We start from the raw sequence: 26,322 nt of genomic DNA, 5'->3' as shown, positions 1-26,322 counted from the left end.
GCTTGTGCAGCTTCGACTGCATGCCAGAGGGCCGCAACCGCGGACAATGACCTGTATCAAGACCGCCGGCCGGATCGCATGACCTAATGAAGACTCCATCCACCAGGGAGCTTCATCATGAGCAATCCCGCAGGGCATCTCGGCCAGCCGCCATCGAGCGCGCCGGCGCAAGCGGCGGGCAGCGCAGCCCCGCCGCACAAACTGCCTCTTTCGCTGCTGAGCGCTGTCGTCATCGGATCGATGATCGGCAGCGGCATTTTCTCGTTGCCGCAGAACATGGCGGCCGGCGCGGGCGCCGGCGCGGTGCTGATCGGCTGGCTCATCACCGGCGCCGGCATGCTGTTGCTCGCGCTCTGCTATCAGCGTCTCGCGACGCGCGCGCCGCAGCTCGACAACGGCATTTATGCCTACGCGCGCGCAAGCGCCGGCGAATTCGTCGGCTTCAATTCCGCGTGGGGTTACTGGGTCAGCGCGTGGATCGGCAACGTCGGCTATCTCGTGATCGTATTCGGCACGCTCGGCTACTTCTTCCCGATCTTCGGCGAGGGCAACACACCGGCGGCGATTGCCGGTGCGTCGATCGCGTTATGGATCATGCACGCGATGATCCTGCGCGGCATCCGCAGCGCGGCGATCCTGAACGGGCTCGCGACGGCTGCCAAGATCGTCCCGCTGCTGCTCTTTATCGTGGTGGTCGCCGCGGCATTCCACGGCTTGCAGTTTCGCACCGACTTCTGGGGCAACGCGAAACTGCCCGGCGTGCTCGAGCAGGTGAAAAGCACGATGCTCGTCACCGTCTGGGTTTTTATCGGCATCGAAGGCGCGAGCGTGCTTTCCGCGCGCGCGAAAACGCGCGAGGACATCGGCCGCGCAACCGTGCTCGGCTTTGTCGTCGTGCTGGCGCTGCTGATGGGCGTATCGCTGCTGTCGCTCGGCGTGGTCGGGCAGCCCGAACTCGCCGCCATGAAAAATCCGTCGATGGCGGGCGTCCTGGCCAAGGTAGTCGGCACGTGGGGCGCTGTACTGATCAATCTCGGTCTGCTCGTGTCGGTAGGCGGTGCGCTGCTCGCGTGGACGCTGCTCGCGGCGGAAACGCTGTTCACGCCCGCCTCGGAAGGCGTGATGCCCAGGCGTCTCGCTCGCGAAAACGCGCATGGCGTGCCCGCCAGCGCGCTGTGGGTCACGAACGGGCTGGTGCAGCTGTTTCTCATCGTCGCCCTGCTTTCGAATGCGACGTATCTCGCGCTGATCTCGCTCGCGACGTCGATGATCCTCGTGCCGTATCTGTTTTCCGCCGTCTACGCGTGCGTGATCGCATGGCGCGGCGAAGGCTATGGCGCGGCCGACGCATCGGCCCGGCACCGCGACACGCTGATTGCCGCGGGCGCGGCCTTGTACTGCTGCTGGCTGCTGTATGCGGCCGGGCTCAAGTATCTGCTGCTGAGCGCGCTGCTGTACGCACCGGGCGCGATCGTCTATGGCTGGGCGCGCCGCGAACAGCATGCGCGGCTCTTCCGGCCTTACGAAATGGCGATACTCGCCGGGCTGATTGCGCTCGCCGTCTGCGCGGCCGCGCTGCTGGCGACCGGCGATCTGGGGCTTTAGGAACGAGCGAACGGCAGTTGCGAACCGCAATGCTGCAAATCGAAGACGGTGCCTCGGGAGGCACCGTCTTCGATCGAACTCAGGCTGACGCCGTTCGAAGAAACCGGAACCGGAACGCGGAACCGGAACGGCGTGCCTTCAACCGCTCTGAAAACTGAAAAGCGCACGTCAGACGTGCAGCGCGCCCGACGTCTTCAGTTCGATCCACGTCATACCCTCGCGCAGACCCTCGAGCAGAGCCTCGCGTTCGGTCACGAAGACGGAACTATGCTGGAAGTCGTGCGCGAATGCGCCATGCGCCGATTCGTGTGAGACGTGGATATCGCACCGGTATCCGCCGACCTCGGCGGGGGACGTCACGACGTCCACCGACCATTCGGCCTCGTGTGCATTGCCAGTCAAAGTCATCTGAACTCTCCTCTAGCGTTGAACTCATTCGATCCGCAATTCGTCGACCACGGCGCGTACGCCCGGCGCGCTCCATGCGGCGCCGCGCATGACCGCGCGTTCCGCGTACGAATCGACCTTGCCGGTAAGCGTCACGGTGCCATCGTGCACCGCGATATCGATGTGGTTCGCTTCGCGCTGGGCGTGCCGCTGCATCGCTTCGCGAATCTTCGACGCGACGTCGCCGCCGTCGACGTCGCCACGCACCTCGATCTGGTTCGATACGCCGAGAACGCCGCGCATATGCGAAATCGAGCGCAGCGCCACATGGCTCTGGTAAGCCCAGTCGACCGTGCCGCTCAAGGTGACCCACCCGCGTTCGACCTGCACCTTGACGGCTTCGTCGGGCACGCAGACGGTCCAGTGCAAAATCGAGCGGACCGCTTCCGCGATATCGGCGTCGCTGCGCGTGTCGCTTTGCGGCAGGCGCACCTGCATTTCGACGACCACGCCCTTGACGCCCGCGACGCGATGCGCGGCCTTTTCCGCTGCGAGCTTCTCCGCGTAACTGAGCGGATGCCCCGACAAGGTGACCACGCGGCCGCTCACTTCGACGCCGATGTCGGTCGCCGTGACGGCGGGGTCCCACTCGAGTTCGTCTTCCACTTCCTGTTTCAGTTGCCTGTCCGATTTCATCGCACGCTCCTCGTTCCAGATCGGGAATTCCGATGAAGACGAGCATTGCACAGGCCGTGCGCCGTCATCTGACACAGGTCAAAGCCGGGCGCGAATCCGACGGTACCTTGAGGAATCGCGCGCCTCGCGCGTGCCGACGCTCTTTCATCATGACCTTGACCCTGATCGCGTTGAACGCGTTCGTATTCCTGCTCGAAGCGGCAGGCGATTCCCGGCTCGTCGAGCAGTTCGCACTGTGGCCGCCGCGCACGGACGGCGGCGCCGCATTTCATGTCTGGCAGCTCGTCACATACAGCACGCTGCACGCCAGTCTCACGCATCTCGTCTTCAACATGTGGGGGCTCTATCTGTTCGGGCGCCCGATCGAGCGCACCTTGGGCGCGGCAAGAACCGGCGCGCTATACGGCGCCAGCGTGCTCGCGGGCGGACTCACGCAAACGGCGATCGCATGGCTCGCGCCCGCACGCGCCCATCCGACGGTCGGCGCATCGGCTGGCGTATTCGGTGTGCTGCTCGCGTACGCGCTGCTGTTTCCGAAGCAGCGCGTCGTATTGCTGTTTCCGCCGATCCCGATGCCCGCCTGGATGTTCGCAACCGGCTACGCGGCCCTCGAACTCGTCCTCGGACTATCGGGCAGCGCGCCGGGCATCGCCCATTTCGCGCATCTGGGCGGCATGGCCGGCGCGCTCGCGCTCATCGTGCACTGGTCGCGCCACGCACCGCGCGACCAGCTTGACTGAAGTCAAGCTGCGCGCCGCCACGATGTTTATCGTGGAAAGCGGCACCGCGCCGAATCGTGCGCTGGCCTCCATCCTTCGGAGCCTGAAATGACAGATATGCAACTGCTGACTTACGAGCCTTCGCCCGCCGCTCGCCCCGTGGTCCCGCGAAGCCATGCACCGGCTTTCATCGAATTGCCCGAGCCGGACCTCGGTGCCGGGCTGCCGCTAATGAGCGCACTGTCGATGCGGGCAAGCACGCGCGAGTTCTCGGACGAAGCGCTGCTGCCGGCCACGCTCGGCGCGCTGCTGTGGGCCGCAAACGGCGTGAACCGGCCGGCCACGGGCGGACGCACTGCCCCTTCGGCGCATGCGTTCAATGAAATCGACGTCTATGCCGTGCTCGAAGACGGCGTTTACCGGTACGACGCGCCTGCACACCGGCTCGTGCTCAAGCACGCGGTCGACGCGCGCAATATGACCGGCTATCAGGACTTTGTCGGCAACGCGCCGCTCGATCTCGTCTATGTCGTCTGCATGTCGAAGCTGCTCGCGATGGCGCCGCAGCAGCGCGATATCTTTTCGGCCGTCGCGGCCGGCGCGATTGCGCAGAATGTCTCGCTTTACTGTGCGTCGGCCGGACTCGCCACCGTCGTGCGAGGCTGGATCAATCACGCGCTGCTCGCCGGCGCGCTGAGTCTGAACGAAGACGAACTGCCGATACTCGCCCAGACCGTAGGCAAACGCGCAACCACATTGAGTTCGCTTGCCGATTGACGCCGCACGTCGGGCATTGGGCGCTGGACGCCGGCCGCCGCGGGCCGGCAAACAGAAGCGCGCCGCGGATCGCTGCAGTCATGCGATCGGGAGGCGCGCAGAATTTTTTCGCCTTCTTCGTGCTTTAGCTGATCGACACGCGCTTGCGATCGGCGGGCGCTTTTTTCGGCAGCGAAAGCGACAGCACGCCGTCCTTGTATTCGGCGCTCGCCGTATTTTCGTCCACTTCGTTCGCGAGCGAGAATGCACGGCTGAACGAGCCCGAATAGCGCTCGCGGCGGATCACGCGTTCGCCTTCCTTCTGTTCCTGATTACGCTCGACTTTCGCATTGATCGACACGCGATTGCCGTCGATCTGCACGTCGATGTCTTTCTTGTCGACGCCAGGCAATTCCGCTTTGACGAGGTAGCCGCCGTCGCTTTCCGTCACGTCGATTTTCATCGACGCGAGATCGCTGTCCTCCTGATTCAGGATGCCGCGCATCGGCCGGAACAGACCCTGGAACAGGTCGGACACCGGGTCGATCGAGAATGGGTCATATCGCGTCACGTTGCTCATCGCTTGCTCTCCTTGAATATCCATCGATACGATGGGGTTGGGCTGCAAACGCGCCGGTCCGGCGCGCATCGGATACTGCACCGCTCAAACAAGCGTAACGGCGCCCGTCCTGTTGCCATTGACGTAAGTCAAGCGGCCTCCGATCGCGCCAAACGCGCGTGCCGCCGAACGCTTCTGCTAGTCGAATGCCGCGCACGCGAACGAGGTATCGCGCGCAAACGTCTCCGCGGAAAAGACGCACATCGGCAAGTTGCCTGCGTGCGGCACCATAGCGTCATCGAACTGACTACCGAGCCCGGGATACTTTCCTTGAATGACAATTGCGAGCAAAATGACAGCGAATGCAACCACTACCGAAAATGCGGCTCTTTCCAGAGCGCGAAAGTCCAGTTCCATTTCTGTCTCCTCCGAAAGCAACGCGAATGCACTGTGCGTGATGCCTGTATGCGATGTTCGGTCGGCACGACCTGAATTCGCCTGACGCAGATCAGTCTTTTGTCGATGTCGTGACTTGATGTGCCGCCTTCCTTGAGTTGCGGCTTCATTCAGCGTGGAGATGCGTGGCTATGGCCCCTCACGATTCACCTTCCGGCGCAAACCCATCGCTGCCGGATATCGCAATCGAAGACCGTTATCAGTTGCTCATCGAAGCGGTGCGCGACTATGCGATCTTCATGATCGACACCAATGGGCTGGTGGCGAGCTGGAATTCGGGCGCGCAGCGAATCAAAGGCTATTCGCCCGAAGAAATCATCGGCAAACACTTCGGCGTTTTCTATACTTCCGACGATATCGCCGCGGGCAAGCCCGCCCGCGAGTTGCACACCGCAGCCGCAACCGGTCGCATCGAGGACGAAGGATGGCGCGTGCGCCGCGACGGTTCACGCTTCTGGGCCAACGTCGTCATTACGGCGGTGCGCGATGCGTCGGGCAGCTTGCTCGGCTTCGCGAAAGTCACGCGCGACATGACCGAGCGCATGCGCCTCGCGGCGCTCGAGCATGCAAGCGAAGTGTCGACGCAGATGCAGATCGCACGCGAAAACGAACAGAAGCGCATTGCGCGCGAATTGCACGACGACCTGGGCCAGCAGCTCACTGCTTTGAAAATGAGCGTGGCGTTGCTCGAAGCGCGGCTGCAGACGGTCGCCGGTTCGAGCGAGCTGCTGCCGCAAACGCGTGAACTGCAGGCGCAGGTCGATGCGATGACCGCCGCGCTCAGGCGGATTTCGGCGAATCTGCGTCCGCCGCTGCTCGACGACCTCGGCTTGTCCGCGGCGCTCGACTGGCTCACCGACGACTTCTCGAAACGTTACGGCGTCGAGGCCTGCGCCGACGTATCGGACGACAGCGGCATAGGCGAGTTCGCCGCGCTGACGATCTTCCGCATCGTTCAGGAAGCCCTGACGAACGTGGCCCGACATGCTCAGGCGAAGACCGTGTCGGTTCGCCTGACTCGCGCGAACCGCATCTGCGAGCTCGAGATCGTCGACGACGGTACGGGCGCGCCCGCTGCCGCCGCTGCCCCGGCCGGGCGCAAATCGTTCGGCCTGCTCGGGATGCGCGAGCGTGTCAGGCAATTGCATGGAACCATCGAGTTTCATAGCGCGCCCGGCGCCGGCTTCCGCGTGCATATCCGCGTGCCGGAGCGCTACTTGACGAGCGCGGAACCGGGCTGAGCCAACGACGCCAATGAAGCCGACGATGCCAACGATGCCAACGATGCGTCGCGTGCTTCGTCCGCGGCCGGCGTCTCGCCGTTGACGAGCGCGAGCAACTCCTTGCGGTCGATCACCTCGCGCTCGAGCAGACGCTGCGCGATGCGTTCGAGCAGCGCGCGCTGTTCGACGAGCGTTTGCGTGACGCGTGCGTGAGCCGCTTCGAGCAGCTCGCGCACTTCGTCGTCGATCAGTTGCGCGGTGTGCTCGCTGCAATGCGCGCCGCCGGCTCGCGCGAATACCGGCTGCAGATCGTCGCCGTCGACATCGCCGAGCGTGGCAAGCCCGGCGCGTGCGCTCATCCCATAGCGCGCCACCATGTGCCGCGCGATCATGGTCGCCTGTTCGAGGTCGTTCTGCGCGCCGGTCGAAACATCGCCGAACGCGATTTCCTCGGCGGCCCGGCCGCCAAGCAGCGCATCGAGGCGGTCGAGCAGTTCGCTACGGCGCAACACATAGCGGTCTTCGGTCGGCACCTGTTGCGTATAGCCGAGCGCCGCGACGCCGCGCGGAACGATCGACACTTTCTTCACCGGATCGCAATGCTTGCGGCTTTGCGCGACGAGTGCGTGGCCCGCTTCGTGATAGGCGATCGTCAGCTTCTCCTGCGCGTTCATCACGCGGCTTTTGCGTTCCATGCCCGTCATCGCGCGGTCGATCGCCTCGTCGAAGTCGCTCATCTCGACCGCCGGCTTTTCCTCCTCGGCCGCGTGCAAGGCCGCCTCGTTGACGATGTTCGCGAGATCCGCGCCGACGAAGCCGGGCGTGCGCGCCGCGACCTCCGCAAGCTCGACGTCGGGCGCAAGCAGCACGCGACGCGTATGGACCGCGAGAATCTGCTTGCGGCCGGTCGGGTCCGGCCGGTCGATCGCGATATGCCGGTCGAAGCGCCCCGGGCGCAGCAATGCCGGGTCGAGAATCTCGGGCCGATTCGTCGCCGCCATGATGATCACACCGGAATTGGGCTGAAAGCCGTCCATTTCGACGAGCAACTGGTTCAGCGTCTGTTCGCGCTCCTCGTTGCCCGCCAGTGCCCCCGCGCCGCGCACCTTGCCGAGCGCGTCGAGTTCGTCGATAAACACGATGCACGGCGCCTTCTGCTCCGCCTGCTCGAACAGGTCGCGCACGCGCGCCGCGCCGACGCCGACGAACATCTCGACGAACGCCGACCCGCTGATCGAGAAAAACGGCACGCCCGCCTCGCCGGCCACGGCCTTCGCGAGCAGCGTCTTGCCCGTGCCCGGCGCACCGACGATCAGCACGCCCTTCGGAATCCTGCCGCCCAGTCGCCGGTACCGTTGCGGGTCGCACAGGAAGGAGACGATCTGCCTCAGTTCGGCCTTGGCTTCGTCGATGCCCGCGATGTCGTCGAAGGTGGTGTCCGTCTCGCTCTGCACATAGAGGCGCGGCTTGCTCTTGCCGATGCCCGAGTAGTCGCGCAGACCGGACGAACGTCTTGCAATCCAGCTCCATAACGCGAACAGCACGATCAGGGGCGCGGCCCACGAGAGCAACGCGCCGAGCCAGGTACTGTCGGGGACGCCGCTATAGCGGATGCCCGCGGCATCGAGCCGGGCCGCGAGCCGGTCGTCGGCCACGCGCTCGGTTTCGAAGCCCGATTCATTGGCGTGCACGTCGAGCGTGGCCGCGTCGGATGCCGGCAGCAGCGCCGCCGCGCCCGGCACCTTCAGCTTGCCGGTGATGCGCGACGAACCGATTTCGAGGTCGTCCACCTGCTTCGCGTCGATCAGTCGTATGAGGTCGCTATAGGCCACCGGATGGACCGCTTTCCTCAACCCGTTCAGCTGGACCGTGAGCAGCAACACCACGAGCAGTATGGCTACCACCGTGACCATGTCGACGCCGTAAGACAGTGGGCTCTTGTCCGGTTCCTTGCGGCGGTCTTTCATCGGGCGTTTCATCGCGTATCGGCTCCCCAGCGGTTCCAGAACGGCTCGTCGACGGCGCTCTTGCGCTTAGCGGCGCGCGCCGGCCGGCACCATCAGCAACGGCAATGCGCCGAGCTGCGCGACCTGCTCGGCGATGCTCGCGAAGCGCCACTTTCCGGACGGCTCGCCCGCATGCGTGCCCAGCACGAGCAGATCCGCGCGCCACTCGAGCGCGGCGCCGACGATCGCATGCGCGAGATTGCCGTGCCCGGCCGCCTGCAGCACGACGGAGTCGAGCGTGTCCACGGGCGGCGCGCCGACCGGGTCGAGCACGACGCGCGCGACGCGCAGTGCGTCGCCTGCTTGCATGAGGCGCGCCACTTCGTCGACCGACACGCGCGACGCATCGCTGTCGTCGCTTGCAACGAAGAAGCGGTGTGGAGGCGCGTCATGGTGGCCCGATGCCGCATCGGGCAGCACGAGCACCGGGCAATGCGCGGCGCGCGCGAGATGGGCCGGGCCCGCGCACGACGTGAGCACGAGGTCCGCGCCCCAATGCGACGCGGCATCGGCAAGCAGCCATGCGCTGCTTGCCCACGCACGCGAGAGCGTCAGCAGCTGAGCGCCCGCGCAGCGTCCGCGCGCGGTCAACAGACCGCATGCGGCCTGCACCATGTTCGACGCCTCGCATCGGGAGCGTGCGTTCATCACGGGGTCGTCGTCGGGCGGCGCGACCGCCACGACGTGGAAGATCGCGTCCGCATCGAAGCAGGCCGTGGCGTAGTCGATGAGCCGTGCAGGCAGACGGCCATCCCACGCCGCGATCATCACGCGCCGGTATGGAAAGCGCGCGCGCCGTGCTCCGGGCTCGCGATCGGTAGTCGCATCGGATTGCATTGCCGATCCCTGTATCTGCGGTTGGCGCGCGAACGCGCTTCATCGCAACGGCAGGCCGTCGCGCGTGATATGAATCGCCGTGGCTTCGACGTAATCGACATGCACGCTATCGCCGACCTTGAGCCGCTCGAGCAGGCGCGCCGACGAGGCCTGCAGCGTGACGGTGCGGCTCGGTCCGCGCAACGTGATGAGCCGCCTCGCGCGATCGATGTTCGCGATGGTGGCGACCGCTTCGACCCGATGCATGGACATCGACGAGCCTGCCGACGCGGCGCTCGTCACGTCGGAATCGACGCGCTTGCGGATCGCATCCGCGCCGGATTTGTCGGCGCGCAGCAACAGCGCGCGGCTATAGGTGATCTCGACCTTGTCGCCCAGCCGCAGCTTGTTCACTTCGCCGAGCGACTTGTCCACCATCACCACGACCGGCTCGCCCGTGTCTTCCCAGAGCGTGATGCTGTTTTGCCGAGGGTCTACGCCGAGCACGATCGCATTCGCGCGCGTCAGGCTCTTGCCCGAAAAGATCGGCGCCGCGCCGGCTTCGCTCGCCGGTCCCGATCCGGCACTCGACGGGGTGGCGACGCCGACGGCTAGCGCGGCTGCGAGGCTGCCGCACACGAGTGCTGGCCAAGGAAGTTTCACGATCGATGCTCCCGCATAGTGGATGTTCGAACCCAGTCTATGCACGGGTCCGCATCGAGCCTTGATCTGAAGCAATCGCCGCGCGGTTTCACGGCTTTCGCGGCTTTCGCGCTGTTTCACGGCCTTCGCGGCCTTCGCGGCTTTCGCGGCTTTCGCGGTTCCCATGCAAGCCGGTTTGCGCACGCGCGCCTCGCCGGTCGGCGTACTCGCTTGATCGTGATCAAACAGAGCCAGGGCGGAGCGCGATAAAAAGCCGTTAAGGGATCGCTTCCGAAGAAGCCAATGCGGCGAGATCCGCCGCCGCAATGGAGCCCGACCCGGCACTGCGCGCCACGCTAGCGCGCGTCGCCGCCCGCCCACCTGCCCTCGCCGAGCCCATGCTTATGCAAGTCCCGTCCACTCCCGAAACGCTCGCCGGAACAGTCGCAGCGGTGCGCGGCGCGGTCGTCGACGTGGCTTTCGGGCAGGGCTCGCTCGCACCGCTGAACACGGCGCTTTCGATCGCAATCGACGACGGGCACGCGATCGTGGGCGAAGTGCAGGCGCATCTCGACGAGCACACCGTACGCGCGCTCGCGATGCAGTCGACCAGCGGACTCGCGCGCGGGGCGCAAGCCACCGCCGGTTGCGAGCCCATTGCGATACCGGTAGGCGATGCGACGCTTGGGCGCCTGATCGACGTATTGGGCACGCCCGGCGACGACGGCGAACCGTTTCCCGCAGACGTCCCGCGGCGCCCGATCCATCGCACTCCCCCGCCGCTGTCCGCGCAGGACAGCGCAACCGGCATCTTCGCCACCGGCATCAAGGTCGTCGATCTGCTCGCTCCGCTTGCGCGCGGCGGCAAGGCCGCGATGTTCGGCGGCGCGGGCGTGGGCAAAACCGTGCTCGTGATGGAACTGATCCATGCGATGGTCGAGCGTTACCAGGGCATCTCCGTATTCGCCGGCGTCGGCGAGCGCTCGCGCGAGGGGCACGAAATGCTGCTCGACATGCGGCAATCGGGTGTCCTGCCGAGAACCGTGCTCGTCTACGGGCAGATGAACGAGCCGCCTGGCGCGCGCTGGCGTGTGCCGCTTACCGCGCTGACGATCGCCGAACACTTTCGCGACGAAGCGCATCGCGACGTCCTGCTGCTGATGGACAACGTGTTTCGCTTCGTGCAGGCAGGCGCGGAGGTGTCCGGCCTGCTCGGCCGCCTGCCGTCGCGAGTCGGCTATCAGCCGACGCTCGCGAGCGAAGTCGGCGCGCTGCAGGAGCGCATCGTGTCGGTCGGCGGCGTGTCGATCACGGCGATCGAAGCGGTCTACGTGCCGGCCGACGACTTCACCGACCCGGCCGTCACGACGATCGCCGCGCATGTCGACAGCACGGTCATGCTGTCGCGCGCGATGGCGGCCGAAGGCATGTATCCGGCGATCGACCCGATCGAATCGACGTCGATCCTGCTCGATCCGTTCGTCGTCGGCGCGGAGCATGTCGCGATCGCCGCCGAAGTACGGCGGACCATCGAACACTACCGCGAGCTGCAGGACGTGATCTCGCTGCTCGGCGTGGAAGAGCTGGGCCTCGACGACCGGCGCATCGTCGGCCGCGCGCGCAGGCTGCAACGGTTCCTCACGCAGCCGTTCGCCGTGACCGAAGCATTGACCGGGGTGCCGGGCCGTTCCGTCGCGCTCGCCGACACGCTGGCGGGATGCAAGGCGATCCTCGCCGGCGAATGCGACGACTGGCACGAAAAATCGCTTTACATGACCGGAACGCTGGACGAAGCGCGTGAGCGCGAACAGGGTGCGTCATGAATGTGCCATCGCGGAGCGCGGCGCTTCACCTGACAATCGCCACCCCATCCGGCGTGCTGGTCGACAGCACGGACGTGGTCGCCGTTCGCGCGGAGGACGCGACCGGCAGCTTCGGCATCCTGCCGGGCCACGCGGACTTTCTGACCGTGCTCGTGCCCTGCGTACTGCGCTGGCGCACCGCAAACGGCGAAAAGCGCTTCTGCGCGGTGAGCGGCGCGGTGCTGCGCGTCGTCGACGGCGGGCACGTGAGCATCGCGTGCCGCGCGGGCGAACCCGGAGAGGCGCTCGATACGCTCGAGGCGCGCATGCGGGCGCTGCGCGAAGCGCGCCTCGACGCCGTGCGCCGGGCGCGCGTGGAACAGATGCGCCTGAACGCACAGGCGATCCGCCAGATACTGAAGTATCTGCGGCCCGAAGGGGCACAAGCGGGCCGCGCGGACGGCGCAAACGAAGGGGGCCCGCATGACGGACAGTGAACCGCCACGGCCGGACCAGCGCGGCGCGCACGCGTACGCGCACAACGGCAAGCCCGACAGCAGCGTGCTCGAGCAGACCGCGCGCAAGGCCGCGCGCCTCGAGCAGCAGGCGCGCGACGTGCCGGAGCCTTCGCTCGGGTCCCGCCTCGGCCAGATCGGCATGCTCGGCTGGGTCATTGTTTTCCCCGCGCTGCTGTGCCTGTGGCTCGGCCATTGGCTCGACCGGCGGTTCGGCACAGGCGTGTTCTTCTCGGCGCCGCTGCTGATGATCGGCGCGGCGATCGGCCTATGGTGCGCGTGGCGATGGATGCACCGGCAAAGTACGAGGAGCTGACCCATGCCGCTGTCGCCTGCGCTTTCCCCTGCCCTGCAGATCGCCACGGGCGCCGTGGCGGGCGGCGCAACGGGCGTCGCGTACTTCGCGGCGCTGCTCGTGAACGTGCGTTGCTATACACGCAGCGCAACCGGCTGCGCGGTGCTTCTGCAACTGGCCCGCTTCGCCTTGCTCGGTCTCGTGCTTTACGGCCTCGCCAGACTCGGCGCGGCCGCGCTGGCGAGTGCGCTCGTCGCGATCGTCGTGGCCCGGCACGCGATGGTGCGGCGCGCGAGGTGGGCACGATGATGCATTCGCCGCTCGCAACCGGCCCGCTCGTGACGATCGGGTTCGTGCCGATCTCGGCGCCCGTGATCACCACGTGGGCCATGATGGCGCTGATCGCCTGCGCCCTGCTTGCGCTGCGGCGGCAGTTGTCGCCGACGCCGTCGAAGCTGCAGGCCGCGCTGGAATTGCTCGCGACGTCGCTCGATGCGCAGATTCGCGACACGATCCGCACCGACCCCGCACCGTATCGCTCGCTGGTCGGCACGCTGTTCGTGTTCATCCTGGTGTCGAACTGGTCGTCCCTCGTGCCCGGCGTCGAGCCGCCGACCGCGCATCTCGAGACCGATGCCGCGCTCGCCTGCATCGTGCTCGGCGCGACGATCTACTACGGCGTATGCGCGCGCGGCCTCGCGCGATACCTCGCATCGTTCGCGCAGCCCGCGTGGATCATGATCCCGCTCAACCTCGTCGAGCAGATGACGCGCACCTTTTCGCTGGTCGTGCGTCTGTTCGGCAATGTGATGAGCGGCGTATTCGTGATCGGCATCGTCCTGTCGCTGGCCGGGCTTCTCGTGCCGATCCCGCTGATGGCGCTCGATCTGCTGACAGGCGCGGTGCAGGCCTACATTTTCAGCGTGCTGGCGACCGTCTTCATCGGCGCCGCAGTCGGGGACGACGCGGCCGTCGCATCGCATCCGCGTCAAGGAGCATCATGACCAACTGGCTCGAATTGATCAGCATCGCCGCGGCGGCCGTCGCCGTCTCGTTCGGCGCAATCGGCCCCGCGCTCGCCGAAGGCCGCGCGGTGGCCGCCGCGATGGACGCCCTCGCGCGCCAGCCCGAATCGGCCGGCACGATTTCGCGCACGCTGTTCGTCGGCCTCGCGATGATCGAAACGATGGCGATCTACTGCCTCGTCGTCGCGCTGCTCGTATTGTTCGCGAATCCTTTCGCGAAGTAGACGCATCATGCGAATCGACTGGTGGACACTCGGCTTTCAGACCGTCAACGTGCTGGTGCTCGTGTGGCTGCTGTCGCGCTTTCTGTTCAAGCCGGTTGCGAAGATCATCGCCGATCGGCAGCAGTCCGTGGCCACGCTCATGCAGGAGGCGGCCAACGCGCGCGCTGCGGCCGACGGCGAGCGCAAGCAGGCCGCCGCCGAACTGGCCGCGCTCGCCGCGCGCCGCGCGCAAGCGCTGCAGGAGGTTTCGGCCGAAGCCGAGCGCCTGAAGACATCGCTGCTCGCGCAGGCACGGGCCGATGCGGACGCGCTGCGCGCGTCGACCGTCGGCGAAATCGCCGCGCTGCAGCGCGATGCCGCGCAAGGCGATGCGGCGCGTGCGAGCGGGTTCGCACTCGAAATCGCCGCGCGGCTGCTCGGACGGCTCCCGTCCGACGTTAAGGTCGACGCGTTTATCGAGCCGCTTGCCGCCGCCGTGCAGGCGCTGCCGCACGACAACCGTATCGGACCCGATGCGCAACGCGACGCGCTGCGCCTGCTCGCGCCGCGCAACCTGAGCGAGCGCGAAGTCGCGCATTGCCGCTCGGCGCTGGCGGCCGCGCTCGGTTTCGAGCCGGCGCTCGAGGTCGAGGTCGAGCCGGCATTGATCGCCGGGCTCGAACTCGAAGCGCCGCACGCGATCGTGCGCAACAGTTTCCGGCACGACCTGGCAAGCGTGCGGTCCGAGCTGCTGTCGAGCGAGGGCGCGCGCAATGCATGACGTGGCACAGCACGCATGGCTCGCCGACAGCCGCGCCGCGCTTGCACGCGCGAACCTTGCGCCGCAAGCGGAAATCGTCGGGCGCGTCGAGCAGATCGCCGACGGCATCGCGCGGATCAGCGGGCTGCCGCACGTGCGGCTCAACGAGCTGCTGCATTTCGAAGGCGGTCAATCGGGCTTCGCGCTTGCGCTCGATCGCGATGCGATCGCCTGCGTCCTGCTCGATCGCGATACCGGCATCGCCGCGGGTACGCGCGTTTCAGGTACCGGACGCGTCGTAGAAGTGCCGGTCGGTCCGGCCCTGCTCGGACGCATCGTCGATCCGCTGGGCCGGCCGCTCGATCGCCGCGAGCCGCCCGAATGCACGGTCGCGCTGCCCATCGAGCGCCCCGCGCCATCGATCATCGAGCGCGCGCTCGTATCCGATCCGATCGAGACCGGCATTCTGCTGATCGACGCGCTGTTTGCGATCGGCCGCGGCCAGCGCGAGCTCATCATCGGCGATCGCGCGACGGGCAAGACGTCGATCGCGGTCGATACGATCGTCAACCAGGAACACACGGACGTGATCTGCCTCTATGTCGCAATAGGCCAGCGCGCCACGGCCGTCGAACGCGTGATCGAGGCGATCCGCGCGCATGGCGCGCCGCAGCGATGCATCTGCATCGTCGCCACGGCGGCCGATCCGCCGGGCCTGCAATGGATCGCGCCGTTTGCCGCGTTCAGCATGGCCGAATTCTTCAGGGACCGCGGCCAGCACGCGCTGGTCGTCATCGACGACCTGTCGAAGCACGCGGCCACGCACCGCGAGCTCGCCCTGCTCGCGCGCGAGCCGCCCGGTCGCGAGGCCTATCCGGGCGACATCTTCTACCTTCACGCACGTCTTCTCGAACGCGCGGCGCAGCTGTGCCCCGCACGCGGCGGCGGATCGCTGACGGCGCTGCCGATCGCGGAAACCGACGCGGGCAACCTGGCCGCGTACATACCGACGAACCTGATCTCGATCACGGACGGGCAAATCGTGCTCGACGCACGGTTGTTCGCCGCGAACCAGCGCCCGGCCGTCGATATCGGACTCAGTGTCAGCCGCGTCGGCGGGAAGGCGCAAACACCGGCGTTGCACGATGTGTCGGGACGGCTGCGGCTCGACTACGCGCAATTCCTCGAACTCGAGATGTTCATGCGCTTCGGCGGCCTCAGCGATGCACGCGTGAAAGCGCAGATCGCGCGCGGCACGCGCATTCGTGCGTTGCTTGCGCAGCCGCGCTTTTCGCCGCTGCGGCCCATCGACGAACTCGCCCTGCTGGCGGCATTGTCCGACGGCGCATTCGACGAATGTCCGCTGGACGCGCTGGCATCGATTCGCGATGCGCTGCCCGCACGGCTCGACGCTGCGGGGGTCACAGCGGACATCACAGCGGACATCGCAGCGGGCGCCCGCGCTGTCGCGCCCGGTGCCGCGCTCGATCCGTCCGCCCGGCGCGAACTCGTGCGTATCGCCCGCGAACTCGCGGCCCGCTCGACCGATGCACGGAGCGGCCCATGACCAATCGGCTCGCAGACGTCGAAGCGCGCGCGCGCACCGTCGACGAACTGTCGTCGGTCGTCACCGCGATGCGCGGCATCGCCGCGGCGCGTGCGCGCGACGCGCTCGAGCGTCTGTCGGGCATCCGCGCGTGCGCCGAGGTGATTGCCGCCGCCATCGCCGATGCCATGACGTTGACCGCGCCTGCATCGCCCGCTGCGCCGAACGCTCGGCCCGCGAGCGGGCAGATCGTTGTCGCGATCGGCACCGAACAGGGTTTCGTCGGCACGTTCAACCATCGCATCATAGAGGCCGCGCAACGTGCAGCCACAACCGGCACGGCATACCTCGTGATCGGCGAACGCGCACGGCTCGCCGCCGCGGAGCTCGACGTACCGGTTGCCTGGTCATCCGAAATGGCTGCGCATGCGAACGCCGTGCCCGAGATCGCCAACCGGATCGTCAACGAACTGTATGACCGCCTCGGCGATGCGGATGTGTCGCATGTCGCGCTCGTGCATGGCGCGCCGCAGGCCGTCGAGGCGGCGCGGATCGTCACGACGTCGCTGTTGCCGTTCGACTTCGCGCGATTCGGGCCGGTGACCCGCCCGTTCCCGCCGCTCGTCACGCTGGCCCCGCGACCACTGCAGGAAAGCCTCGCCGAAGAATATGTCTACACGCAGATTTGCGAGGCGATCGTGCTCGCGCTCGCCGCAGAAAACGAGGCGCGCATGCGCGCGATGATGGCCGCTCGCCGCAACATCGACGATATGGCGCGCCGGCTAAGAATCGAGCATCAGCGTTTGCGCCAGGAGCAGATCACCGCGGAGATCGTCGAACTGTCGCCGCGCTGACACGGCCGGCATCGCGATACGGCTTGCGCAACCGCGCGCTCGGCGAGCGGCGCGCGATGTCCGGCCGTTGATCTGGGTCAACGCCGGAAATGACCGTCGTGCGACGATGGACCGCAGGACACCATGACTCGGCTTGCCCTTCGCCAACACCTTCTCGGATCGGGGAAATCAACATGGCCTCGGTAGAAACAACGCCGTGCATCACGCCGGCCGATCACGAACTGGCGCGACGGGCCGCAGATAATCTGCGTCATGACCCGCTGCTCGAGCGCGAATCGATCACCGTGGACGTGCGCGGCGGCCGCGCGACCTTGCGCGGCACCGTGTCCAGTTACGCCGCGAAAGTGGCGGCGTGTTCGACCACGCGTTGCGTCGACGGACTCGCGGCGGTCGACAATGAACTGTCGGTCCGGTTGCCCGCATCCGCGCGGCGCGCCGATGCCGTCCTGCGCGACGCGGCGCTGGCGGCGCTTGTCTGGAAAGCGTGCCTGCCACGCGGAATGGTCGAAGTCGGCGTTCGCGACGGCGCGCTCACGCTGACCGGCCGCGTCGACTGGTCGTACCAGAAGAAGCTCGCCGAGGCGGTCGTCATTCCACTCCAGGGCGTCACGTCGATCGTCAACCGGCTTCGCGTGAGCGACCGCCAGGTCCAGATGGAGGTGCTCGGGCAGATTCGCGCGGCACTGCGCAGCGATGCGCAACGACATGCGGATGCCATCCGGGTGCAGGCGCAAGACGGCACGGTCACGTTGAGCGGCACGCTGCCTACGGTTGGCCAACGCGCGCTTGCGTGCGCGGCGGCCCGCGAACATCCGGAGGTGCGCGAACTGCGCGACGAAATACACGTGCCGTTGCAGCGATAACGGACCTCGCGGACCTCGCGGACCTCGCGCGGGCCCGGCTCGCGGTACGTCAACGCTTTGCGCAAAGGTCGGCGATACCGGCCGCCGTGCCGTTCACGACGAGCGGTCTTTCGCCCTTCGCGTACGCACGAACGACGTCGCGCGCGTCGCACAGCCGCGTACCCGGCTGGCGCAGCGTCGCAGCCGCGGCTGCGGCGGCATAATGCAACGCCTCGCCATCCGACGCGCCCTGGTCGAGCGCCCAAAGCAGGCCTGCCAGAAAGCTGTCGCCGGCGCCGATCGCGCTGCGCACTTCGGTCGGCACGGCGGGCATGAAGCAGGTCTGCCTCGACGTGACCAGCAGCGCACCCTGGCTGCCGAGCGTGATCGCCACGATGCGCGCCTTGCCCGCTTCGATCAACGCGCGGCCCGCGTCCGCTTGCGCGTGCGCGTCGGACAGCGCCTTTCCGGTCAGCTCGCGCAATTCGGCGAGGCTCGGCTTCACGATGTCGACGAGCCCGCTGTCGAGCGCGGCGGCAAGTGCCGGCCCCGACGCATCGACCGCGATGCGGATGTCGGGACGAACCTCGCATGCGTCGCGCGCGAGTTGCGCGTACGCATCGCGCGACAATCCCGGCGGCAGACTGCCGCTCAACACCATGAAGCGCGCCGCGCCGACCCCCGCTTGCACGCGGCGCCGGCAGGCGGCCCACTCGTCCGGCGCAACGGCCGGGCCGGGCAGGACGAAGCGATATTCACGGCCGGTCGCGGTCTCGAACACCGAGAAATCTTCGCGCGTCTCGCCGGCGATTTCGAGCGCTTGGGTGTGCAGTCCTTCGTCGGCGAGCATCGCGAGCAAGGTGTGGCCGCTGCCTCCACCCGCGAGCAGAAACGCGGTGCAGTCGGCGCCGAGACGGTGCAGCACACGCGCGACATTGATGCCGCCGCCGCCCGGGTCGCGGCGCGCGGCGGCGCAGCGCAGCTTGTGCGTGTCGGCGATCCGCTCGACAGACGTCGAAATGTCGACGGCCGGGTTCAGCGTGACGGTCAGCATGTTCATCGACGTTCGCCCGAAAGAAGTGCAGCCTCGAGCGCCTCGCGAGGCGCCTGTGGCTTGCGCAGCGACGCTTCCGCCTGCGCCACGTGCCGTTTGACTGCGATAAAGCTGTCGGGGCTGACCGAAATCGAGTCGATGCCGCACTCGACGAGGAACCGCGCGTACTCGGGGTGCGCGCTCGGCGCCTCGCCGCACAGGCCGACTTTCGCACCGGCGCGATGGGCACGTTCGATGACTTCGCGGATCATCCACCTCACCGCGTCGTTGCGCTCGTCGAATAGCGCAGCGAGTTCCGCCGAGTCACGGTCGACGCCGAGGGTCAGCTGCGTGAGGTCGTTGCTGCCGATCGAAAATCCATCGAAACGCCGTGCGAATTCGTCGGCGAGAATCACGTTCGAAGGAATTTCGCACATCACATAGATCTGCAAGCCGGCCTCGCCGCGTTTGAGGCCATGTTCGGCCATCGCTTCGAGCACGCGGTCGGCTTCCTCTGGCGTGCGGCAGAACGGCACCATGACGATGACGTTGGTCATGCCCATCTCGATGCGCAGCCGCCGCAGCGCGCGGCATTCAAGCGCGAATCCGTCGCGGTAGCGCGGCGAGTAGTAGCGCGACGCGCCGCGCAAACCGAGCATCGGATTTTCCTCCGTGGGCTCGAACGCGGCGCCGCCGATCAGATGGGCGTACTCGTTGGTCTTGAAGTCGCTCAGGCGCACGATCACCGGCTGCGGATGACACACGGCGGCGATACGGCCGAGCCCGCATGACAGACGGTCGACGAAATAGTCGGTTCTGTCGCGGTAGCCCTCGGTCATCTCCGCGATCGTGCGGGCGGCCTCGGCATCTTTCAGATCGTCGAAGTGCGCGAGCGCCATCGGATGAATCCGGATGTGGTTGCTGACGACGAACTCCATGCGCGCAAGTCCGACGCCGTCGGCCGGCATGCGCCACCAGCGCAAGGCCGCGTCGGGGTTGGCGAGGTTCAGCATGATGCGCGTGTCCGTGCGAGGAATCGCGCAGAAGTCGATCTCTTCGACCTGATAGTCCGCGGTTCCCTCGAAGACGTGCCCGACCTCGCCTTGCGCGCAGGACACGGTGACATCCTGCTCGTCGTGCAGCACGCGCGTCGCGTGGGCGGTGCCCACGATCGCGGGAAGCCCGAGCTCGCGGCTCACGATCGCCGCATGCGAGGTCCGGCCGCCGTGATCGGTCACGATCGCGGACGCGCGCCGCATGACCGGCACCCAGTCGGGATCGGTCGCAGCGGTCACGAGCACAGAGCCATCGACGAAACGCGCCATGTCGCGCGGGCTTTCGATCACGCAGACCGGTCCCGCCGCGATCGCCTGCCCCACGCTCACGCCCGCGAGCAGTTCGCGACCCGCGGATCGCATGCGGAAGGTTCTGATCGCAGTCGCCTCGCGCCGCGACTGAACCGTTTCGGGGCGGGCCTGCACGATGAACAGCTGGCCGCTCACGCCGTCCTTCGCCCATTCGATGTCCATCGGCCGGCCATAGTGGCGCTCGATCTCGCAGACCCAACGCGACAGCAGCAGCACGTCGGCGTCCGCGAGCACGAATGCCGCGCGCTCCGCCTTCGAAGTCGGCACGTTCTTCGTCGGATGCGGGCCGCGGCTCGCGTACACCATCTTTTTGAGCTTGCCGCCGCGCTTCTTGCCGATGATCGGCGCGCATGCGGTTTCGTCGAGCAGCGGCTTGAACACCTCGTATTCGTCGGGATCGACCGTGCCCTGCACGACGTTTTCGCCGAGCCCCCACGCGGCGTCGATCAGCACGATCCGGTCGAAACCCGTCTCGGTGTCGATCGAAAAGGCGACGCCCGATGCGCCGAGATCCGATCTCACCATTTTCTGCACGCCTATCGAGAGTGCGACTTTCAGGTGATCGAATCCTTTCGCTTCGCGATAGCTGATCGCGCGATCGGTAAACAGCGATGCGTAACAGCGCCGGCACGCGTCGAGCAGCGCTTGCGTGCCACGAATCGCCAGCGACGTTTCCTGCTGGCCGGCAAAGCTCGCGTCGGGCAGATCTTCGGCGGTCGCGCTCGAACGCACGGCGACGTCGGGGTCATCGCCGCCGACGCGCGAGGCCAGTTCCTCATAGCTTCGGCAAATGGCCTCTGCGGTGGCGGCCGGCCACTGCGCGCGCAGAATCGCGTGCCGGATCGCTTCGCCGGTCTCCGCCAGCGCGCGCCGGTTCCCGGCGAACTCGCCGAGCAGGCCGGCGATCGTGTCCCGCAGACCATTCGCATCGATGAAGTCCCAGTACGCGCGCGCCGTCGTCGCGAAACCCGGTGGAACGCGTATGCCGGACGCGGCAAGATTGCTCACCATTTCGCCTAGCGAAGCGTTTTTGCCGCCCACACGCGGCACGTCGTTGCGGCGCAGGTCCTCGAACCAGACGACGAGTTCGTCCTGATCGCTCATGTGTCGCTCCTTACGTTGACCGGCGGCCTTGCGAACCGGTCAGATGCTGACGTAGCCCGAGAAGAACCACGGCAGCTTCATCTGGTTCGCCGGCTGCCTCGCGTCCTCGATCGGCATGCTTTCGCCGACGAAGCCCGGTGTTCCGTCGGCTGCGAATACAGGGGCAAACGAGAAATTCCGGTTGATTACGACCACCGGTTCGCGGTTGATCGCCGATGGCGCGTAGATCGAAATTTCGCGAAAGAAGCCGGATGGGTCCGCAATCGCTTCGGCATGCGCGGCGGCGCCGGCCGCAACGGCGCTTTCGTATCGCGCCGGCCATTCGTAGACACGCTCGCCGCGCCGGACTTCGTCGGCGGCGCGGTAGGTCAGTTCGATGCCCGGATACGGCAGCGAAATCACGGGCTTGACGATCGGACCATCGGGCCCGAGCACCGCGGGCTGAAGTGCCCAGAGCGTCAGGTTCAGCGTGGGGGTTGCTTGCGCGAAATACTCGAGTAGCCAGTTCATATGCGTCTCCTTCCTTCAGCCGATATGCAACTGGTCCACGACCCAGCGCACGCCCTTTGCCTTCCACGCGGCCTCGCAGGCGATTTCCTTCTGCTTCGTCGAACTGCAGGTGCCCGTCAGGCGCACGATGCCATCGCGCACATCGACGACGATCGATTCGGCCGCATGCAACCCGGACCCTTGCAGCGCCGTCGCGATGCTGTCCGCGACCGTGCGTTCCGCTTCGCCCAAACGCGTCGCGATCCGGTTTTCGATGTCGGCAATGCCCGGAATATCCCTCAGCAGCACGGCGGCCTCGTCGCGCTGCGCCGGCGCGTCGACGAGCCCCGTGAGCGTCACGCGGCCGTCCGCCACGGCGACGTCGATCGCCGCATGACGCAGCCTTTCGCACTGCTCGAGCGTCGCGCGGATCTCGTCGGCCAGCGTCGAGTCCGCACACTGGCCGTTATCAGGACACTTCACGATCAGATTGTCATGAATCACCACGTCCGGCGCGGCCCGCTGGGCAGCCCGCAGTGCCTCGTTTCTTTGTGCGTTGTTCAGGACGGTTCCGTTGAGTGCGACCGCTCCCCCGACCAGCTTGACCTTGATCGCGCGCGCGTCGACGCCCCTGTCCCAGAGCAACTCCTGCTCGACGTCGCGCTTTACGCTTCCATGCGTCTTCACTGTGTTCTCCTGCTGTTCCGATAGATACGATGCGCCGGAGCTTGCCGGCCTTGCCTCATGCGAGCGTGAGCCGGTCTTCGACTGCCGTCACGCCGCGTGTTCCGCGTGCCGCGCCGCACACGAGCGCGCGTTCCGCCGGCGAACTGACGCGCCCCGACACCGCAACCTTGCCGTCCTCGATCTCGATGCCGATGTGCTTCAATTCGCGTTCGGTGTGCCGCTCGATCGCTTTACGGATGTTCTGCTCGATGTCGACCGACGACGCCGTGCCGCGAATCCGGATCTGATTCGACACGCCGACCACGCCCCGCATATGGGAGATGTGCTGTTCGGCAATGCGGCTGCGATACGCATCCTGCAGTTCGCCGACCAGCGTCACGCATCCTTTCTCGACCTTGACCTTGACGCTGTATTCGTCGAGGCCCGCGATCCAGTCGAGTACGCCGCGTACGCCGACCGCGATGTCCTCGTCGGTTCGCCGGTTGCTTTGCGGCACCTTCACATCGAGCTTGACGACGACCGCGTCGACACCGGAGATGCTCATCGCCGATTTTTCCGCGGCCAGTTTTTCGGCGTAGCTCGCGACCTCGCCCGATAGCGTGACGATGGCATTCGAGGCGGATACGCCGATATGGTTTGCATCGACGGCCGCGTTGGCGGCCAGTTCGTCTTCGACTTCCTGTCTGATCTGACTGTCGGGCTTGATGGGATTCATACGCGCGTCCTCGCCATTACCGGAATAAGGAAGGGCGATGCCCGCAAGATCGCGTTGCCGCCCGGTTCTCGTGTACTAGCGTAGTGCGCATGCGCGGGCCCGATTTGACCGGCATCAAGCGAAGACGTCTTCACACGGCGCACGCTTGCGTCACGTCCGCGCCTGGCGCGCCCGGCAGCTACGGCGCTTCTACCGCGGAGAACGATATGCCTTATGCCAGTAACGAAGACTTGCCCGCGTCGGTGCGAAATCATCTTCCGCCGCACGCGCAGGACATTTACCGCGCCGCATTCAACGCCGCATATGATGAATACGCAGCCTCTGTGCGGCGCGAAGCAATCGCGCACCGCGTGGCATGGGCGGCGGTCAAGCGCTCCTACGTGAAGATCGCAGGTCAATGGATGGCGCAGTAGTGAAAACGTGTTCGGCGGTGCAGCGGCCGACTGTCTGTAGGACTACGCGGCAGGTCGCCAGTCGCGGATGACACCGACTTCAGAGGCGCCTGATTGGATCGCGAAAGAGCGCGCACCATACTTTGGTTACCGATCCGGCTTACGTCGGATGCCATCGGTGCCGCGCAGCAAAAGCGGCATCGAACGCCTGACAGAAGGAGACTCGCCATGTCCAACGTCACCTGCGCTTGCGCCCTTTCCGGCCTCGCCGTCGCGGCTGCGTCCGTGCCGACGGTCCATGCATGCGGCGAACCGCCTGTCTTCGACGAACCCGATGCACTGCTCGCACTCGCACGCGACGCCGGCATGCTCGTGCTTCTCGACGCACAGATCGGCCGCGAAAAATATCAAAGCGTGGTCGGCTCGCTTGCATCGCTGCAGCGTTTCGCCACCGTGTTGAGCGACCGCCTGCGCGCGTGCGAGGCGGCCTGAGCAGGGCATGCCGGCAGCGCCGGCACAGCCCTCGTGCGATGCGGATTCCCTTGCGTCAAGCGCGGCGCTTTTCCTCGAAATACGGCTGCCGCCCCGCCGCGTGACACAGCGACGACACGAGGCCGGACGCGGCTTCGAGCAGATCGTCGAATGCGATCACGCCGATCATCTCGCCCGACTGGCCCATCACGGGCATGCGGCGCACACCGTGCAGCCGCATGCGGCTCGCGACTTCCCACAGGTTTTCCCATGCATACGCGAGTATCGCGGGCGAACTCATCACTTCGCCGACGAATAGCGTGGACGGATCGACACCGGGCGCGACGACTGCGAGCACCACATCGCGGTCGGTCAGTATCCCGACCGGCGATGCGCGCTCGGGCGGCCCGTCGACCACGATCAGATCGCCGACATGGCTGTCGCGCATCAGCCGCGCCGCGTCCAGTAGCGTCGTGTCACGGCGGCATGAGACGACGTCCCGTGTGCAAATGCTCGCTGCGTCCATTTCGGTTTCCTTGCCGGTTCAATCGGTTGAACATTGCGACGTCGGATGTGACGTCGATCCGATGGAAATCGCCATAACGGCGCGTCAGGCGCCGATCGACAGCTGATCGTCACACCGGCGACCCGCCTCACCGAGCGTAGCCGCGTACGGCTCCCCGCACTTGACGCAGGTCAAGCGGCAGCGCGACGCAATGCGTCCCGGCGAAGCGGTCAGGCAGTCGGCCGCACGAGCAGCACGGGTACGTCGGAGAGCCGGGCGACACGCCGCGCCACGCTGCCGAGCAGCCAGCCCGACAGTCCGCGCCGGCCGTGCGTGCCGACCACGAGCAGGTCGGCCTGCAGGCGGATCGCTTCACGCACGAGCGCATGGGCGATGTCGTCGCCCACGGTTCGCGTCGACAGCAGCGCGGTTTTCGACGGATTCGGGCAACGCGCAAAGATCGTCGCCGCGTGACCGAGCGCCCGCTCGCCCTCGGCGATATACGCATCCTCGAGCAGCAGCGCGGGCATCGATTGGAACCGCAGTGCCCGATCGACGACATAGACTGCGAGCAACCGGCTTTGCGCCGGCGCCAGTTGCAGCGCGTAACGCATCGCATGCAGCGATGCGGCGCTGCCGTCGATCGCGAACACGATGCGCTCGAGCGGCCCGGTGTGCTTGCGCTCGAAGCGCTCGGGCACGATCAGCATCGAGCAATGCGCGTCGCGCGTAACCGGTCTCGAGACGCTGGCGTCGGTCCAGCGCAGCATGCCTCGATGCTGCCGCGCTCCGACCGCGAGCAGATCCGCATGAAACGTGCGTGCGTCGGCAACCAGTGCATCGGCGATGGCACCGTCCTCGTGCGATTGGTCGATGAGACGCGCGTCGACGTCCGCACCGCTTGCGCTGACGATGCCGCTCGCGCGTCCCAACGCATCGCGCACGGCGCGGCGCATGCCCTGCCGCGCCGTCGCGAGCATCGCGTCGTCGAAGGCCAGCTGCGGCGTGAGCACGCGCGGATTCTCCGCGATGCCGACCACCGACACATGCATGCCGGGACGCACCAGATCGCGCACATACGCGGCAAGCCGCTGCGATGCCGGCGAAGCATCGACGGCCATCGTGACGCGAGTAATCGCTCGTACGGAATCGGCAGCAGTTGCCGTTGCCAGTTCGCTCATGATCCAGTGCCCTCCCGTGCGCCACGCGCTGCGGCCGCACTGTCCGCGCACCTCGCACCGTGGGTCGATGCGGCGACGGACCGCGCTCCCCCTGAAGCATCGCGCAACACGAAGTGCGCGATTTGATATCGATCAACGCCCGCGCGCGTCGAGCGGCGCGCGGCCCCCGGGTGGCCGCTCGGGGCGGATCCAGCGGCCGGTCCGTTGATGCAGATCAACAGCGTGCGCGCGCGGTCCCGGTTCAATGATCGAAACAAAACGGCATGCAGCGCGGCCGTGCCCGTCAGCGACGAATCCATCCACGGAGCCCATCGTGTCAGCCAGAAACCTTGTCTTTCATCAGGACGCGCGCCAGCTGCTGCTGAATGGCGTCAATGCGCTCGCTGAAGCCGTCAAGGTCACGCTCGGGCCCGGCGGGCGCAACGTGATCGTCGAAAAGCCGGATGCGGCGCCGCTCGTCGCCAACTCGGGCGTCGTCGTCGCGGGCGCGGTCGACCTCACCGACCCGTTCGCCGAGATGGGCGCGCGCCTGCTGCGCGAAGTCGCGACGCGCACGAGCGAAGTCGCGGGCGACGGGACCACGACGGCGACCACGCTCGCGCAGGCAATCATGATCGAAGCCGGCATCGTCGATCCCGTCAAGGTGTCGCGCACCGCGCTGCAAAATGCGA

At 66.7% G+C, this 26,322-nt stretch carries 30 protein-coding genes and 1 pseudogene; 17 read left to right on the top strand and 14 right to left on the bottom strand.

The features are described from left to right. Window positions 1-117: 117 nt before the first annotated feature. The gene (gene arcD, locus BTO02_RS28700; protein WP_075160458.1) at window positions 118-1,605 is read left to right on the top strand and encodes an arginine-ornithine antiporter; all 1,488 of its coding nucleotides are present in this window, start codon (window positions 118-120) and stop codon (window positions 1,603-1,605) included. Window positions 1,606-1,773: 168 nt separating this feature from the next. On the opposite strand, the gene BTO02_RS28695 is transcribed toward arcD, so the two are convergent. Beyond that, window positions 1,774-2,013, bottom strand: a complete 240-nt coding sequence (locus BTO02_RS28695; RefSeq protein WP_075160457.1) for a UDP-glucose 4-epimerase — start codon at window positions 2,011-2,013, stop codon at window positions 1,774-1,776. Between the two features lie 24 nt (window positions 2,014-2,037). After that, on the bottom strand, window positions 2,038-2,688 hold the full coding sequence (locus tag BTO02_RS28690) for a BON domain-containing protein (protein ID WP_075160456.1): 651 nt from the start codon (window positions 2,686-2,688) through the stop codon (window positions 2,038-2,040). 149 nt (window positions 2,689-2,837) lie between these two features. On the opposite strand from BTO02_RS28690, the gene BTO02_RS28685 reads away from it, so the two are divergent. Beyond that, on the top strand, window positions 2,838-3,428 hold the full coding sequence (locus tag BTO02_RS28685) for a rhomboid family intramembrane serine protease (RefSeq protein WP_075161477.1): 591 nt from the start codon (window positions 2,838-2,840) through the stop codon (window positions 3,426-3,428). Between the two features lie 87 nt (window positions 3,429-3,515). Then, entirely contained in the window at window positions 3,516-4,184 is a 669-nt protein-coding gene (locus tag BTO02_RS28680) for a SagB/ThcOx family dehydrogenase (protein ID WP_075160455.1), read from the top strand. Between the two features lie 124 nt (window positions 4,185-4,308). On the opposite strand, the gene BTO02_RS28675 is transcribed toward BTO02_RS28680, so the two are convergent. Both BTO02_RS28675 and BTO02_RS28670 read right to left on the bottom strand, forming a co-directional pair. Continuing rightward, window positions 4,309-4,743: an Hsp20/alpha crystallin family protein gene (locus tag BTO02_RS28675; RefSeq protein ID WP_075161476.1), complete on the bottom strand. Its 435-nt coding sequence runs from the start codon at window positions 4,741-4,743 to the stop codon at window positions 4,309-4,311. 177 nt (window positions 4,744-4,920) lie between these two features. Next, the gene (locus BTO02_RS28670; RefSeq protein ID WP_075160454.1) at window positions 4,921-5,139 is read right to left on the bottom strand and encodes a hypothetical protein; all 219 of its coding nucleotides are present in this window, start codon (window positions 5,137-5,139) and stop codon (window positions 4,921-4,923) included. A 170-nt stretch (window positions 5,140-5,309) separates the two neighbouring features. Here BTO02_RS28670 and BTO02_RS28665 point away from each other — a divergent pair, with 170 nt between their 5' ends. Continuing rightward, window positions 5,310-6,419 (top strand): PAS domain-containing sensor histidine kinase, encoded by a 1,110-nt coding sequence (locus BTO02_RS28665; RefSeq protein WP_075160453.1) that lies wholly within the window; start codon window positions 5,310-5,312, stop codon window positions 6,417-6,419. Here the strand turns inward: BTO02_RS28665 and ftsH are convergent. The 3 genes from ftsH to BTO02_RS35295 all read right to left on the bottom strand — a co-directional run bounded on the left by ftsH (window position 6,392) and on the right by BTO02_RS35295 (window position 9,886). Then, window positions 6,392-8,314, bottom strand: a complete 1,923-nt coding sequence (gene ftsH, locus BTO02_RS28660; protein ID WP_075161475.1) for an ATP-dependent zinc metalloprotease FtsH — start codon at window positions 8,312-8,314, stop codon at window positions 6,392-6,394. The genes BTO02_RS28665 and ftsH overlap by 28 nt on opposite strands. Window positions 8,315-8,434: 120 nt before the next feature. After that, window positions 8,435-9,244: a universal stress protein gene (locus tag BTO02_RS28655; protein WP_075160452.1), complete on the bottom strand. Its 810-nt coding sequence runs from the start codon at window positions 9,242-9,244 to the stop codon at window positions 8,435-8,437. A gap of 39 nt (window positions 9,245-9,283) precedes the next feature. Continuing rightward, window positions 9,284-9,886, bottom strand: a complete 603-nt coding sequence (locus BTO02_RS35295) for a hypothetical protein (protein WP_075161474.1) — start codon at window positions 9,884-9,886, stop codon at window positions 9,284-9,286. A 383-nt stretch (window positions 9,887-10,269) separates the two neighbouring features. On the opposite strand from BTO02_RS35295, the gene atpD reads away from it, so the two are divergent. The 10 genes from atpD to BTO02_RS28600 all read left to right on the top strand — a co-directional run bounded on the left by atpD (window position 10,270) and on the right by BTO02_RS28600 (window position 17,728). Further along, on the top strand, window positions 10,270-11,688 hold the full coding sequence (gene atpD, locus BTO02_RS28645) for a F0F1 ATP synthase subunit beta (protein WP_075161473.1): 1,419 nt from the start codon (window positions 10,270-10,272) through the stop codon (window positions 11,686-11,688). Then, window positions 11,685-12,164, top strand: coding sequence for a F0F1 ATP synthase subunit epsilon (locus BTO02_RS28640; RefSeq protein ID WP_075160451.1), 480 nt, complete (start codon window positions 11,685-11,687; stop codon window positions 12,162-12,164). Before atpD ends, BTO02_RS28640 begins: the two co-directional genes overlap by 4 nt. After that, window positions 12,151-12,498, top strand: a complete 348-nt coding sequence (locus BTO02_RS28635) for an AtpZ/AtpI family protein (RefSeq protein WP_083615421.1) — start codon at window positions 12,151-12,153, stop codon at window positions 12,496-12,498. The genes BTO02_RS28640 and BTO02_RS28635 overlap by 14 nt, the downstream gene beginning before the upstream one ends. A 3-nt stretch (window positions 12,499-12,501) precedes the next feature. Then, window positions 12,502-12,786 (top strand): N-ATPase subunit AtpR, encoded by a 285-nt coding sequence (locus tag BTO02_RS28630; protein ID WP_075160450.1) that lies wholly within the window; start codon window positions 12,502-12,504, stop codon window positions 12,784-12,786. After that, window positions 12,783-13,481: a F0F1 ATP synthase subunit A gene (locus tag BTO02_RS28625; RefSeq protein ID WP_075161471.1), complete on the top strand. Its 699-nt coding sequence runs from the start codon at window positions 12,783-12,785 to the stop codon at window positions 13,479-13,481. Before BTO02_RS28630 ends, BTO02_RS28625 begins: the two co-directional genes overlap by 4 nt. Further along, window positions 13,478-13,726, top strand: a complete 249-nt coding sequence (locus BTO02_RS28620; protein ID WP_075160449.1) for a F0F1 ATP synthase subunit C — start codon at window positions 13,478-13,480, stop codon at window positions 13,724-13,726. The genes BTO02_RS28625 and BTO02_RS28620 overlap by 4 nt, the downstream gene beginning before the upstream one ends. Window positions 13,727-13,733: 7 nt before the next feature. Beyond that, the gene (locus BTO02_RS28615; protein WP_075160448.1) at window positions 13,734-14,486 is read left to right on the top strand and encodes a F0F1 ATP synthase subunit B family protein; all 753 of its coding nucleotides are present in this window, start codon (window positions 13,734-13,736) and stop codon (window positions 14,484-14,486) included. Further along, window positions 14,479-16,032 carry a F0F1 ATP synthase subunit alpha gene (locus BTO02_RS28610; protein WP_075160447.1) on the top strand — a complete coding sequence of 518 codons (1,554 nt, stop codon included), beginning with the start codon at window positions 14,479-14,481 and terminating at the stop codon, window positions 16,030-16,032. The genes BTO02_RS28615 and BTO02_RS28610 overlap by 8 nt, the downstream gene beginning before the upstream one ends. Then, complete coding sequence (locus BTO02_RS28605; RefSeq protein WP_075160446.1) at window positions 16,029-16,865, top strand: F0F1 ATP synthase subunit gamma; 837 nt, start codon at window positions 16,029-16,031, stop codon at window positions 16,863-16,865. The genes BTO02_RS28610 and BTO02_RS28605 overlap by 4 nt, the downstream gene beginning before the upstream one ends. Window positions 16,866-17,038: 173 nt before the next feature. Continuing rightward, on the top strand, window positions 17,039-17,728 hold the full coding sequence (locus BTO02_RS28600; RefSeq protein WP_075160445.1) for a BON domain-containing protein: 690 nt from the start codon (window positions 17,039-17,041) through the stop codon (window positions 17,726-17,728). A gap of 49 nt (window positions 17,729-17,777) precedes the next feature. Here BTO02_RS28600 and BTO02_RS28595 read toward each other — a convergent pair whose 3' ends face one another. The 5 genes from BTO02_RS28595 to BTO02_RS28575 are packed head-to-tail and all read right to left on the bottom strand — an operon-like array spanning window position 17,778 to window position 23,093. Continuing rightward, entirely contained in the window at window positions 17,778-18,767 is a 990-nt protein-coding gene (locus BTO02_RS28595; protein WP_075160444.1) for a 1-phosphofructokinase family hexose kinase, read from the bottom strand. Continuing rightward, a complete protein-coding gene (ppsA, locus tag BTO02_RS28590; protein ID WP_075160443.1) occupies window positions 18,764-21,211 on the bottom strand; it encodes a phosphoenolpyruvate synthase in 2,448 nt (815 codons plus the stop codon). The genes BTO02_RS28595 and ppsA overlap by 4 nt, the downstream gene beginning before the upstream one ends. 39 nt (window positions 21,212-21,250) lie before the next feature. Further along, on the bottom strand, window positions 21,251-21,721 hold the full coding sequence (locus BTO02_RS28585) for a hypothetical protein (RefSeq protein WP_075160442.1): 471 nt from the start codon (window positions 21,719-21,721) through the stop codon (window positions 21,251-21,253). Window positions 21,722-21,736: 15 nt separating this feature from the next. Further along, the gene (locus BTO02_RS28580) at window positions 21,737-22,387 is read right to left on the bottom strand and encodes a BON domain-containing protein (protein WP_075160441.1); all 651 of its coding nucleotides are present in this window, start codon (window positions 22,385-22,387) and stop codon (window positions 21,737-21,739) included. Window positions 22,388-22,442: 55 nt separating this feature from the next. Further along, window positions 22,443-23,093 (bottom strand): BON domain-containing protein, encoded by a 651-nt coding sequence (locus BTO02_RS28575; RefSeq protein ID WP_075161470.1) that lies wholly within the window; start codon window positions 23,091-23,093, stop codon window positions 22,443-22,445. A 98-nt stretch (window positions 23,094-23,191) separates the two neighbouring features. On the opposite strand from BTO02_RS28575, the gene BTO02_RS35550 reads away from it, so the two are divergent. Together BTO02_RS35550 and BTO02_RS28565 are read left to right on the top strand one after the other, a co-directional pair. Further along, window positions 23,192-23,515 carry a ChaB family protein gene (locus BTO02_RS35550; RefSeq protein WP_332262268.1) on the top strand — a complete coding sequence of 108 codons (324 nt, stop codon included), beginning with the start codon at window positions 23,192-23,194 and terminating at the stop codon, window positions 23,513-23,515. Window positions 23,516-23,722: 207 nt separating this feature from the next. Next, window positions 23,723-23,986, top strand: coding sequence for a hypothetical protein (locus BTO02_RS28565; protein ID WP_156884013.1), 264 nt, complete (start codon window positions 23,723-23,725; stop codon window positions 23,984-23,986). Between the two features lie 55 nt (window positions 23,987-24,041). Here BTO02_RS28565 and BTO02_RS28560 read toward each other — a convergent pair whose 3' ends face one another. Continuing rightward, a complete protein-coding gene (locus BTO02_RS28560) occupies window positions 24,042-24,491 on the bottom strand; it encodes a CBS domain-containing protein (protein ID WP_075160440.1) in 450 nt (149 codons plus the stop codon). 209 nt (window positions 24,492-24,700) lie between these two features. Next, window positions 24,701-25,651, bottom strand: a complete 951-nt coding sequence (locus BTO02_RS28555; RefSeq protein WP_075161467.1) for a universal stress protein — start codon at window positions 25,649-25,651, stop codon at window positions 24,701-24,703. A gap of 313 nt (window positions 25,652-25,964) precedes the next feature. On the opposite strand from BTO02_RS28555, the pseudogene BTO02_RS33980 reads away from it, so the two are divergent. Next, window positions 25,965-26,303 (top strand): annotated as a pseudogene (locus tag BTO02_RS33980) (TCP-1/cpn60 chaperonin family protein); the annotation flags it as partial. Window positions 26,304-26,322 lie beyond the last annotated feature (19 nt).

Origin of the sequence: Paraburkholderia sp. SOS3 (genome assembly GCF_001922345.1) — a bacterium.
Lineage (GTDB): Bacteria > Pseudomonadota > Gammaproteobacteria > Burkholderiales > Burkholderiaceae > Paraburkholderia.
The sequence above is the reverse complement of the archived record's forward strand: the minus strand, read 5'-3'. Positions and strand labels throughout refer to the sequence as shown.

Coding starts and splice junctions, on each gene's coding strand:
- BTO02_RS28665 (WP_075160453.1), top strand. CDS start 5,310: ATGGCCCCTCACGATTCACCTTCCGGCGCAAACCCATCGCTGCCGGAT.
- BTO02_RS28555 (WP_075161467.1), bottom strand. CDS start 25,651: ATGAGCGAACTGGCAACGGCAACTGCTGCCGATTCCGTACGAGCGATT.
- BTO02_RS28690 (WP_075160456.1), bottom strand. CDS start 2,688: ATGAAATCGGACAGGCAACTGAAACAGGAAGTGGAAGACGAACTCGAG.
- BTO02_RS28610 (WP_075160447.1), top strand. CDS start 14,479: ATGCATGACGTGGCACAGCACGCATGGCTCGCCGACAGCCGCGCCGCG.
- BTO02_RS28595 (WP_075160444.1), bottom strand. CDS start 18,767: ATGAACATGCTGACCGTCACGCTGAACCCGGCCGTCGACATTTCGACG.
- BTO02_RS28655 (WP_075160452.1), bottom strand. CDS start 9,244: ATGCAATCCGATGCGACTACCGATCGCGAGCCCGGAGCACGGCGCGCG.
- BTO02_RS28680 (WP_075160455.1), top strand. CDS start 3,516: ATGACAGATATGCAACTGCTGACTTACGAGCCTTCGCCCGCCGCTCGC.
- ftsH (WP_075161475.1), bottom strand. CDS start 8,314: ATGGTCACGGTGGTAGCCATACTGCTCGTGGTGTTGCTGCTCACGGTC.
- BTO02_RS28635 (WP_083615421.1), top strand. CDS start 12,151: ATGACGGACAGTGAACCGCCACGGCCGGACCAGCGCGGCGCGCACGCG.
- BTO02_RS28615 (WP_075160448.1), top strand. CDS start 13,734: ATGCGAATCGACTGGTGGACACTCGGCTTTCAGACCGTCAACGTGCTG.
- BTO02_RS35550 (WP_332262268.1), top strand. CDS start 23,192: ATGCGCGGGCCCGATTTGACCGGCATCAAGCGAAGACGTCTTCACACG.
- BTO02_RS28565 (WP_156884013.1), top strand. CDS start 23,723: ATGTCCAACGTCACCTGCGCTTGCGCCCTTTCCGGCCTCGCCGTCGCG.
- BTO02_RS28620 (WP_075160449.1), top strand. CDS start 13,478: ATGACCAACTGGCTCGAATTGATCAGCATCGCCGCGGCGGCCGTCGCC.
- BTO02_RS28605 (WP_075160446.1), top strand. CDS start 16,029: ATGACCAATCGGCTCGCAGACGTCGAAGCGCGCGCGCGCACCGTCGAC.
- BTO02_RS28685 (WP_075161477.1), top strand. CDS start 2,838: ATGACCTTGACCCTGATCGCGTTGAACGCGTTCGTATTCCTGCTCGAA.
- BTO02_RS28625 (WP_075161471.1), top strand. CDS start 12,783: ATGATGCATTCGCCGCTCGCAACCGGCCCGCTCGTGACGATCGGGTTC.
- BTO02_RS28670 (WP_075160454.1), bottom strand. CDS start 5,139: ATGGAACTGGACTTTCGCGCTCTGGAAAGAGCCGCATTTTCGGTAGTG.
- BTO02_RS28675 (WP_075161476.1), bottom strand. CDS start 4,743: ATGAGCAACGTGACGCGATATGACCCATTCTCGATCGACCCGGTGTCC.
- BTO02_RS28640 (WP_075160451.1), top strand. CDS start 11,685: ATGAATGTGCCATCGCGGAGCGCGGCGCTTCACCTGACAATCGCCACC.
- BTO02_RS28560 (WP_075160440.1), bottom strand. CDS start 24,491: ATGGACGCAGCGAGCATTTGCACACGGGACGTCGTCTCATGCCGCCGT.
- ppsA (WP_075160443.1), bottom strand. CDS start 21,211: ATGAGCGATCAGGACGAACTCGTCGTCTGGTTCGAGGACCTGCGCCGC.
- arcD (WP_075160458.1), top strand. CDS start 118: ATGAGCAATCCCGCAGGGCATCTCGGCCAGCCGCCATCGAGCGCGCCG.
- BTO02_RS28600 (WP_075160445.1), top strand. CDS start 17,039: ATGGCCTCGGTAGAAACAACGCCGTGCATCACGCCGGCCGATCACGAA.
- BTO02_RS28630 (WP_075160450.1), top strand. CDS start 12,502: ATGCCGCTGTCGCCTGCGCTTTCCCCTGCCCTGCAGATCGCCACGGGC.
- BTO02_RS28585 (WP_075160442.1), bottom strand. CDS start 21,721: ATGAACTGGCTACTCGAGTATTTCGCGCAAGCAACCCCCACGCTGAAC.
- atpD (WP_075161473.1), top strand. CDS start 10,270: ATGCAAGTCCCGTCCACTCCCGAAACGCTCGCCGGAACAGTCGCAGCG.
- BTO02_RS28695 (WP_075160457.1), bottom strand. CDS start 2,013: ATGACTTTGACTGGCAATGCACACGAGGCCGAATGGTCGGTGGACGTC.